The 10,529-nt window shown below is 61.7% G+C and carries 8 protein-coding genes; 2 read left to right on the top strand and 6 right to left on the bottom strand.

The annotated features are described in order from the left end of the window. Window positions 1-36: 36 nt before the first annotated feature. From TU81_RS27560 to kdpF, 6 genes are all read right to left on the bottom strand, one after another. Window positions 37-735 (bottom strand): response regulator, encoded by a 699-nt coding sequence (locus TU81_RS27560; RefSeq protein ID WP_048397603.1) that lies wholly within the window; start codon window positions 733-735, stop codon window positions 37-39. 48 nt (window positions 736-783) lie between these two features. Further along, window positions 784-3,435 (bottom strand): sensor histidine kinase, encoded by a 2,652-nt coding sequence (locus tag TU81_RS27565; RefSeq protein ID WP_048397605.1) that lies wholly within the window; start codon window positions 3,433-3,435, stop codon window positions 784-786. Between the two features lie 163 nt (window positions 3,436-3,598). Then, entirely contained in the window at window positions 3,599-4,144 is a 546-nt protein-coding gene (kdpC, locus tag TU81_RS27570; protein ID WP_048397606.1) for a potassium-transporting ATPase subunit KdpC, read from the bottom strand. Window positions 4,145-4,383: 239 nt separating this feature from the next. Continuing rightward, the gene (gene kdpB, locus TU81_RS27575; RefSeq protein WP_048397612.1) at window positions 4,384-6,441 is read right to left on the bottom strand and encodes a potassium-transporting ATPase subunit KdpB; all 2,058 of its coding nucleotides are present in this window, start codon (window positions 6,439-6,441) and stop codon (window positions 4,384-4,386) included. A 12-nt stretch (window positions 6,442-6,453) separates the two neighbouring features. Next, window positions 6,454-8,148, bottom strand: a complete 1,695-nt coding sequence (kdpA, locus tag TU81_RS27580) for a potassium-transporting ATPase subunit KdpA (protein ID WP_048397607.1) — start codon at window positions 8,146-8,148, stop codon at window positions 6,454-6,456. An 8-nt stretch (window positions 8,149-8,156) separates the two neighbouring features. Next, window positions 8,157-8,246: a K(+)-transporting ATPase subunit F gene (kdpF, locus tag TU81_RS29965; protein ID WP_007899818.1), complete on the bottom strand. Its 90-nt coding sequence runs from the start codon at window positions 8,244-8,246 to the stop codon at window positions 8,157-8,159. Window positions 8,247-8,639: 393 nt separating this feature from the next. Here kdpF and eat point away from each other — a divergent pair, with 393 nt between their 5' ends. Both eat and TU81_RS29970 read left to right on the top strand, forming a co-directional pair. Then, entirely contained in the window at window positions 8,640-10,004 is a 1,365-nt protein-coding gene (gene eat, locus TU81_RS27585; protein WP_008006002.1) for an ethanolamine permease, read from the top strand. 183 nt (window positions 10,005-10,187) lie between these two features. Continuing rightward, a complete protein-coding gene (locus TU81_RS29970) occupies window positions 10,188-10,355 on the top strand; it encodes a DUF2897 family protein (RefSeq protein ID WP_008006000.1) in 168 nt (55 codons plus the stop codon). Window positions 10,356-10,529: the final 174 nt, after the last annotated feature.

The raw sequence follows: 10,529 nt of genomic DNA on the forward strand, positions 1-10,529 counted from the left end.
TTGCCCGCGATGGCGCAGGATCAGGCGCCACAAAAACTAAAGGCTGTCCTCACTCAACAACCGATACCCAACCCCCGCTTCGGTGACGATAAACCGTGGCTGAGTCGGATCATCCGCCAGTTTCTGCCGCAGGTGCCCGACCACTATCCGCAGATAGTGACTGTCTTCAGTATGGGTCGGCCCCCAGATGTCCTTGAGCAATTGCTGCTGGGTGATGACCCGCCCCGGATGCCGCGCCAGTTGCGCCAGTACCGCATATTCCTTGCGCGTCAGCGCCACTTCGGCGCCGTCCAACAGCACCCGGCGATAAGCCAGGTCCACGGTGAGCGGACCGAAACTGAGCGCCGCTTCCTGGGCCTCACCCGTCGGCGCCTGACGCAGCAACGCGCGCACTCGGGCCAGAAATTCCTGGATACCGAACGGCTTGGTCACATAGTCGTTGGCGCCGCCATCCAGGGCTTGGACTTTCTGTCCTTCGCTGGCGCGCACCGAGAGCACCAGTACCGGCGCCATCGACCACTCGCGAAACTCGCGTAGCACCTGCTGGCCGTCCATGTCCGGCAGGCCGAGGTCGAGCACCAACAGGTCGGGTTTGTTCAATGCGGCCTGGGCCAGGCCTTCCGTGCCGGTGCCGGCCTCCAGCACTTTGTAGCCTTGGGAAACGAGGCTGATGCGCAGGAATTTTCGAATCTGCGGTTCGTCATCGATGACCAAAATGGTCGCGGTCTGGCTCATGAATTCACATCAACACAAAGAAGTGGCAAGAGAGTAGCGCAGGCGAGATCAGGCTTCACTGTCCAATCCCGGCTGAGTCTGCAACGGCAGGTGCAGCGTGATGCAGGTGCCGCGCCCTTCGATGCCGTCGGCGACGCTGATCCGCCCGCCATGGGCACCGACCATGCCCTGACAGATTGCCAGCCCCAACCCGGTGCCCTGCCCACCGCGATCGCCGCGAGCGGCGGTGTAAAACATGTCGAAAATCTTCGCCCGCTCCTCTTCCGGAATCCCCGGTCCCTCATCGCTCACCGAAAAAAACAGTTCGCTGTCAGTGGCCCCGGCACGCAATTCAAGACGCCCGCGGGGCGGTGAGAAACGCGCGGCGTTTTCCAATACGTTGACCAGCGCTTGCTCGATCAACGCGGCATGCACATAGAGCAGCGGCAATTCGGCCGGCACTTCGGTAATGACCTGCAGCGACGCCAGCACCGCGCGCAGACGATTGAGCGAACTGCCGACGATGTCTGCCGGCGACACCCAGTCCCGCGCCAGCTTCAGGGCGCCGTGGCCGAGACGAGTCATGTCCAGCAGGTTTTGAATGTAGCGATCCAGCCGTTCGGCTTCATCGCGGGTGCCTTCGAGCAGTTCGCGGCGGTCCTCCAGGGGAATCACCTCGCCAAGCGCCAGCAGGCTGTCGATGCTGCCGCGCATGGAGGTCAGCGGCGTGCGTAAATCGTGGGACACCGAGGCCAGCAACGCGCTGCGCAATTGCTCGGTTTCGCCATGCAAGCGCGCCGCCTCAAGGTCATCGGCCAGTTGCGCACGGGCCAACGCCTGGGCCAGCGGTTGGCTCAGCGCAGTCAGCAAGCGCCGCCGCTGGCCGCTCAAGGTCTGACCTTCTTTGGCACACACGCCGAGCAGTGCCAAAGGCCCATCGTCCACCGACAACGGCCACCACCACCAGCGCCCGAACGGCAAGGTGCCGGTGCCCGCGCCGGCCGGTTGGTCGTGTTGCCACGCCCAATCGGCGGCGGCGCGCTCGGCTTCGGAAAACTCCAGCGGCCCGCCGGTTTCAACTTTCCAGCCGCTCTGGCCATCGCGATTGAGCAGGCACAGTTTCAGATCGTTCCAGCCATTGAGGTGCTGCGCCGCAGCGCTGACCACGGCCTGACGGTCGGTGGCGGCGGTGAGTTTGCGCGACAGGTCGAGCAGTTCGCTGGTTTCTTCCTGGGTGTCGCGCAAGGCCTGCAATTGCCGCCGTTGCCGAGCCGCCAGGTTGCCGGTGAGGGCCGCCATCAGCAGGAAAAACAGCAAGGTCAGCACGTCTTCTTCACGCTGGATGCTGAAGGAGAAATTCGGCGGAATGAACAGAAAGTCATAGGTCAGAAATGAAAGCGCCGCGCAGGCCAGCGCCGGGCCGAGGCTGCTGCGCACCGCCACCAGCAACACCGCCGCGAGGAACACCAGCGAGATGTTCGGCAGCGGCAAGATACTCGACACTGCCCAGGCCAGGGCACTGGCAAGCACCGTCGCCACCAGCGCCAACGCGTAGTCGAACCAGACCAGCGACTGCGCCGAGCGTTGGCGCGGCTGATGCTGTTCCTGATCGCTGTCGAGCACGTTGATTTCCAGCCCGCGAGCATCACGCAGCAAACGTGACGCCAGACCGCCGCCGAACAACCGTCGACGCAAACGCTGACGTGACTGGCCCACCAGCACCAAGCTGGCGCGTCGTTCAGTGGCGTGCTGGATCAACGTTTTCGCCACCTCACCCGCGCGCAGCAACACCACTTCGCCACCGAGACGTTCGGCCAGTTGTTGAGCGCTTTGCAGGCGCAGGCGCGACTGCTCGTCGCGCACACGGCCGTTGTCCACATGCACCAGGCTCCACGGCAGATGTCGCCGCTGGGCCACTCGACTGGCGTGACGCACCAGACGCTCGGCCTGAGCATCGCCATCGACGCCCACCAGCAAACGACCGCGCACCGCCGGTGCGGCCTGCCCCAACTGGCGATAACCTTGCGCCAGATCGTTATCGACCTGAGCGGCAGCGGTTTGCATCGCCAGCTCTCGCAGGGCGGTGAGGTTGGTCTGGGTGAAAAAGGCATCGATGGCCGCCCGCGCCTGCTCCGGCACGTAGACTTTGCCGTCGCGCAGACGCTCCAGCAACTCACGCGGCGGCAGGTCGATCAGCAGCAGTTCGTAGGCTTCTTGCAACACCCAGTCCGGCAGGGTTTCGCGCACCTGTACGCCGGTGATGCCGCGCACCTGATCGTTGAGGCTTTCCAGATGCTGGACGTTGACCGTGGTGAACACGTCGATGCCGGCGGCCAGCAATTCCTGGATGTCTTGCCAGCGTTTGGCGTGACGACTGCCGGGGGCATTACTGTGGGCCAGTTCGTCCACCAGCACCAGTTTCGGCTTGGCGGCCAGCAGACCGTCGAGGTCCATTTCTTCGAGCATCACGCCACGGTATTCCGAGCGCACCAACGGTTGCTGCGGCAAGCCAGCCAGTAGCGCTTCGGTTTCGGCGCGACCGTGGGTTTCGACCACCCCGGCCATGACTTTCACACCTTGGCGCAACTGAGTGTGGGCGGCCTGCAACATGGCGTAGGTCTTGCCGACACCGGGCGCGGCGCCGAGAAAAACCTTGAGCCGGCCACGGCCATCGCGGGGCAGGTCTGCTAACAGCGCGTCGGCGCGGCCGGAGTCACTCATCTGTCATTGCCTTGTTCGACTTGGGATTGGGGTGTTGCCATAAAAGATCGCAGCCTGCGGCAGCTCCTACAGAGGTCGCGGGGTCGACACGGGCAGTGTAGGAGCTGGCGAAGCCTGCGATCTTTTGATCTGTAGGAGCTGCCGCAGGCTGCGATCTTTTGATCTACAGTTTTTCCAGCGCCCTATTCAGCGCCAACACATTCACCACCGGCGGCCCTACCAACGGCTGCTCGATGTGCGCGTCCAGCAGTTGCTCAAGCGTAGACACCGGCAGACTGCGCGCCGCCGCAACACGCGCCAGTTGATAGGCAATCGCGGCCGGTGGCAAGTGCGGATCGAGGCCACTGCCGGAGGTGGTCAGCAAGGCCAACGGCACCGGCCCCTGGCCGGGCACCAGCAGTTTGTTGGCATCGTCGATAACCCGAGTGGCCAGCGCCGGATTGCTTGGCGAGAAGTTGCTGGCGCTGCTCGACACGGTGGCAAAGGCACCGGCCGATGGCCGTGGGTGGAACCAGGCGTCACCGACGAAATCCTGCACGATCAGCGACGAACCGCGGACCTTGCCGTCGGCATCACGCACCAGGCTGCCATTGGCCTGGTCCGGGAAGGCGACCTGGGCGATGCCGGTGACGACCAAGGGGTAAGCGACACCGGTGATCAGGGTCATCAGCATCAGCAGGCTCAGGGCCGGACGTATCAGTGTGGACATTTCACAATCCTCGATTCGATAAAAAAATCAGGTCTGGAAGCTACTGCTCAGCCCTGTGGCAAAGGGGCTTTTGTGGCGAGGGGGCTTGCCCCCGTTGGGTTGCGCAGCACCCTAAAACCTAAAAACTCATTTCGTTAGTCATATGCACATATTGGGCTGGCGACTGCTTCGCAGCCGAACGGGGGCAAGCCCCCTCGCCACAAAAGCCCTTCACCACAAAAAAGCCCGAAGATAAACCGCTAAACCAGATGCAACGCCGTCAACAGCATGTCGATCGCCTTGATCCCCACGAACGGCACCAGTATCCCGCCCAGCCCATAGATCAGCAGATTGCGCCGCAGCAACGCCGCCGCACTCACCGCCTGCACCCTCACACCGCGCAATGCCAGCGGAATCAGCACCACAATGATCAACGCGTTGAACACAATCGCCGACAGAATCGCGCTCTGCGGACTGCTCAGGTGCATGACGTTGAGCACACCCAATTGCGGGTAGATCGAGGCGAACAGCGCCGGCAGAATCGCGAAGTACTTGGCCACGTCGTTGGCGATGGAAAAGGTTGTCAGCGCACCGCGGGTCACCAGCAATTCCTTGCCGATCTGCACCACGTCCAACAGCTTGGTCGGATCGCTGTCGAGATCGACCATGTTCGCCGCCTCACGCGCCGCTTGCGTACCATCGTTCATCGCCATGCCCACGTCCGCCTGAGCCAAAGCCGGAGCATCGTTGGCACCGTCACCGCACATGGCGACCAGCCGACCGTCGTTCTGCTCGTGGCGAATGCGCGCCAGTTTCTTCTCCGGTGTGGCTTCGGCCAGCACGTCATCCACGCCTGCTTCAGCGGCAATCGCTGCAGCGGTCAGCGGGTTGTCGCCGGTCACCATGACCGTGCGAATCCCCAGCTTGCGCAGTTCGGCGAAACGCTCGCGGATGCCAGGCTTGACCACGTCCTTGAGGTGGATGACACCGAGCAATTTGCCGTCAACACAGACCAGCAACGGCGTGCCGCCGCTCTGAGCGATCTTGTCGATTTCCCGCGACAGAGGTGCTGCCAGATCGGCGCGTTGCAGGCCGACGAAGGTCAGCAGCGAATCCACCGCGCCTTTGCGATAGACCCGGCCCTGATAGTCGACACCGGACAAGCGGGTTTCAGCGCTGAACGGCACGGCGGTCAGCACCTCGGCGGACGGCTCGGGTTGCGGGTGAAGACCGCGCAGGTATTCGACGATGGATTTTCCTTCAGCGGTGTCATCGGCCAGGGAGGCGAATAACGCACCTTCGGCCAGTTCTTTGGCGCTGACGCCAGGCGCGGCATAGACCGCGGAGCAACGACGGTTGCCGAAGGTGATGGTGCCGGTCTTGTCCAGCAACAGGACATGAACGTCCCCCGCCGCTTCCACGGCGCGACCGGACTTGGCGATCACGTTCAGGCGCACCAGACGGTCCATCCCAGCGATACCAATGGCCGACAACAAACCGCCGATAGTGGTCGGAATCAGCGTGACCAATAACGCCACCAGGAACACCAGCGGCAGGCTGCCGTTGGCGAAGTGGGCGAACGGTTGCAGGGTCACCACCACCAGCAGGAAGATCAGGGTCAAGCCGATCAGCAGGATATCCAGCGCTACTTCGTTCGGGGTTTTCTGGCGTTTGGCGCCTTCGACCAGTGCGATCATGCGGTCGAGAGTCGACTCGCCGGGGTTGGCGGTAATGCGCACCAGCAGCCAGTCGGACACCAGTCGGGTATTGCCGGTGACAGCCGAGCGGTCGCCACCGGACTCGCGAATCACCGGCGCCGATTCACCGGTAATCGCCGCTTCGTTGACCGCCGCGATACCTTCGATCACCTCGCCGTCACCGGGAATCATCTCCCCCGCTTCGACGCGCACCACATCGTCCTTGCGCAGGCTGGTGGCCGGTACCACTTGAAAGCTGCCATTGGCAGTTTTGCGACGGGCACTCAAGCCTTCACTGCCGGCCTTGAGGCTGTCGGCGCGGGCCTTGCCGCGACCTTCTGCCAGCGCTTCGGCGAAGTTGGCGAACAACACGGTGAACCACAGCCACAACGCGATTTGCGCGGCGACAAAAGTCGGCACGGCGTTGTCGGGAATGAAGCACAGCACAGTGGTCAGAATCGCGGTCAGTTCGACCACCAGCATCACCGGCGCACGTTGCAATTGCCGTGGGTCGAGCTTGACGAAGGCTTGCACCAGCGCTGGACGCCAGAGGGCCGAGATCGCGGTTTTTGGTTGTTCCGGCGCCTTGGCGACGACGGCTTTAGTTGCGGGCATATTCATCATGGATTCCCCTTAGAAGCCCAGGCTCAGGTGTTCAGCAATCGGACCCAGCGCCAAGGTCGGCAGGAAGGTCAAACCACCCACCAGCAAAATGGTTACGGTCAACAGGGTCACGAACAGCGGGCCGTGAGTCGGGAAGCTGTTCTGGCCGATCGGCGCGGTTTTCTTCATCGCCAGGCTGCCGGCCAACGCCAGTACCGGGAGGATGTAACCGAAGCGACCGATCAACATGCCCAGCCCCAGCATCAGGTTGTGGAACGCGGTGTTGGCACCTAAGCCGCCAAACGCCGAACCGTTGTTGGCACTGGCCGAGGTGTAGGCATAAAGCAACTGACTGAAACCGTGAGCGCCGGGGTTACTCACCGCCGCAACCGGGCCCGGCAGGCTGGCGGCAATCGCGCCGAGCACCAGCACGCCGACCGGCATCACCAGCAAGGTCACCACCAGTAGCTGTACTTCTCGGGCTTGCAGTTTCTTGCCGAGGTATTCCGGGGTGCGGCCGATCATCAGCCCGGCGAGGAACACCGCGATCAGTACGTTGAGCAACATGCCGTAGAGCCCGGCTCCGACGCCGCCGAAGATTACTTCGCCGACCATCATGTTGATCATCGCGACCATCCCGCTCAGCGGGTTGAGGCTGTCGTGCATGCCGTTGACCGAACCGTTCGACGCCGCAGTGGTGGTCACCGACCACAGCACGGTGGCGGTGGTGCCGAAGCGCGCTTCCTTGCCTTCCAGCGGCGCGGTTTGTTCAACGGCGACGTTGGCCAGGGTCGGATTGGGTTGGTACTCAGCCCACAACGACGTCGCGCCGCCGATCAAAAACAGCGCCAGCATGCAGGCGATGATCGCGCGGCTCTGACGCAGGTCTTTCACGTAATGGCCGAAGGTGAACACCAGCGCCACCGGAATCAGAATGATCGAGGAGACTTCGAACAAGTTGCTCCAGGCTGTCGGGTTCTCGAACGGATGCGCCGAGTTGACGCCGAAGAAACCACCGCCATTGGTGCCCAGTTGCTTGATCGCAATCTGGCTGGCAGCCGGGCCGAGCGGGATCACCTGATCGACGCCTTGCATCGTCACGGCATTCACGTAGTGGGCGAAAGTTTGTGGCACGCCCTGCCAGACCAGAAACAGCGCCAGCAGCAGGCACAGCGGCAGCAGGCCATAGAGAGTGGCGCGGGTCATGTCGACCCAGAAGTTGCCGAGGGTCTTGGTTGATTTGCGACCGATGCCACGACACAGCGCAACCAGAACCGCCAGACCGGTGGCGGCGCTGACGAAGTTCTGCACGGTGAGGCCAACCATCTGACTCAGGTAGCTGAGGGTCGCTTCGCCGCTGTAGGACTGCCAGTTGGTATTGGTCATGAAACTGACGGCGGTGTTGAACGCTTGCGTCCACTCCTGACCCGGCAGGTTTTGCGGATTCAGCGGTAAGTAATCCTGAAACACCAGGATCGCAAACAGCAGCAAAAAACCGGCGAGGTTGAAGGCGAGCAAGGCCAGGGTGTATTTCTGCCAGCTCTGTTCGATCTGTGGATCGACACCGGCCACCCGATAACAGCCACGCTCCACCGGCCCGAGGATCGGCGAAAGCCAGGTGCGCTGCCCTTCCATCACCTTGTAGTAGAAGCGTCCCAGAAACGGTGCCGGGATCAGCACCACGGCGAAGAAGGCGAGGATCAGCCAATAGTCATAACTGTGCATAGCCGCTCCTAGTTCCGGTCCGCGCGCAACAGCGCAACCAACAGATAAATGAACAGCCCCACTGCCAATAGCAGTGACACCCCATCCAGAACGCTCATGGAAGTTCTCCGTGTTACGGCGTATTGCCGTGTGTGGAGTGATTGTCTGCAGGGAGGCTGTAAAGGCGCGAGATCGAGGGGTGGGGCGGGGCATAAATAAAGCGTAAAGAGTGGGAAATTTTGCGGAGGCAGGGCGGGCCTCTTCGCGAGCAAGCCCGCTCCCACAGGGATCGGAGTTGTATGGGTAAACGCATTCCAAATGTGGGAGCGGGCTTGCTCGCGAAGACGGCAGAACAGACACCAACGCCCCCAACTGGCGCACAAAAAGCCCCCATCCAGCCGCGAACATCCCCGATACGACAGCTTTCAGCGCTTTACGACGCCCACAGGCAAAATGGCACGCCCACTGCACACGCCCTCCCCGAGCATTCCAAACCGTTCCGGGAGCAACGCATGAACACACAACTCAAACCCACGCTGGGCACGCTGCACCTGTGGGGTATCGCGGTCGGGCTGGTGATTTCCGGTGAATACTTCGGCTGGAGTTATGGCTGGGGCGTTGCCGGGACACTTGGTTTTCTGGTGACCTCGTTCATGGTCGCCACCATGTACACCTGCTTCATCTTCAGTTTCACCGAACTGACCACCGCAATTCCCCATGCCGGCGGTCCCTTTGCCTACAGCCGCCGCGCCTTTGGTGAAAAAGGTGGATTGATTGCCGGGCTGGCGACCCTGATCGAATTCGTCTTCGCCCCACCGGCGATTGCCCTGGCGATCGGTGCCTACCTGAACGTGCAATTTCCGGCCCTTGACCCGAAGCACGCGGCGGTCGGTGCTTACATTGTGTTCATGGGCCTGAACATTCTCGGCGTGAAACTCGCCGCGACCTTCGAACTGGTGGTCTGTGTATTGGCGGTCGCCGAACTGTTGGTGTTCATGGGCGTGGTCGCCCCGGCGTTCAGCTTCAGTAACTTCGCGCTCAACGGCTGGGCCGGTTCTGATGTGTTCGGTGCGCCAGCGATTGCCGGGATGTTCGCGGCCATTCCGTTTGCCATCTGGTTCTTCCTGGCCATCGAAGGTGCAGCCATGGCTGCCGAAGAAGCCAAGGACCCGAAACGCACAATTCCCAAGGCTTACATCAGCGGCATCCTGACCCTGGTGCTGCTGGCCATGGGCGTGATGTTCTTTGCCGGCGGTGTCGGCGACTGGCGCACCCTGTCGAACATCAACGATCCGCTGCCGCAAGCCATGAAAGCCGTGGTCGGCGAAAGCTCCGGCTGGTTGCACATGCTGGTCTGGATCGGCTTGTTCGGCCTGGTGGCGAGTTTTCACGGGATCATCCTCGGCTACTCGCGGCAGTTCTTCGCCCTCGCCCGTGCCGGTTACCTGCCGGCATCCCTGGCCAAACTGTCGCGCTTCCAGACCCCGCACCGGGCGATCATCGCCGGTGGCGTAATCGGCATCGCGGCGATCTACAGCGACGGTTTGATCAACCTCGGCGGCATGACGCTGACAGCGGCGATGATCACCATGGCGGTATTCGGTGCGATCGTGATGTACATCATGAGCATGCTCAGCCTGTTCAAACTGCGCAAAACCGAACCGAACCTGGAACGCACCTTCCGCGCGCCCTGCTATCCATTGGTGCCATTCATTGCACTGGTGCTGGCGGTGGTTTGCCTGGTGGCGATGGCCTGGTTCAACACCTTGATCGGGTTGATCTTCCTCGGCTTCATGGCAGTAGGTTTCGTATACTTCATGCTCACCGCGCAGTTGCGGGCCGATGCACCGGCGGATGCGATGTTGACCGGGCTCTGACTTCAAACCACTTCCCTGCGGCAGCTCCTACGGGGAAAGTGCAAGTTTCGAAGATATGGCGCAGATGAACGGGACATAACAGGCATAGAATGGAACCACTGCGAAAATTGATCGCTCAAAAGTGGTATGCAGGGTCGGTTGGCGAAACTCTCGCCCACCGGCCTGCCCTTAAGGAGAACTCCTATGCCTTGGTATGCCTGGTTGATTCTGATCGTTGCCATCGGCTCGATCGTTGGTGGTTTGATGATGCTGCGCGACACCGCCAACAAGGTCGAATTGACCGAAGAGCAACGTAAGCGCGTCGCCGAACGTAATGCGGAAGCGGATGCCAAGGATGCGCAGGACCGCTAGATCAAAAGATCGCAGCCTTCGGCAGCTCCTACACGGAATATGCGTTTCCCTGTAGGAGCTGCCGTGTTGTGGTCGAATGTTTTTAGACCATGATGTAGGAGCGTCGATCTAAGGAAGCATCATGGGTTATCGGGTTGTAACGTCAGAGGAAAAAGCAGAAGCCATTCGCTTGGT

The sequence above is a fragment of the Pseudomonas lini genome (assembly GCF_001042905.1).
Lineage (GTDB): Bacteria > Pseudomonadota > Gammaproteobacteria > Pseudomonadales > Pseudomonadaceae > Aquipseudomonas > Aquipseudomonas lini.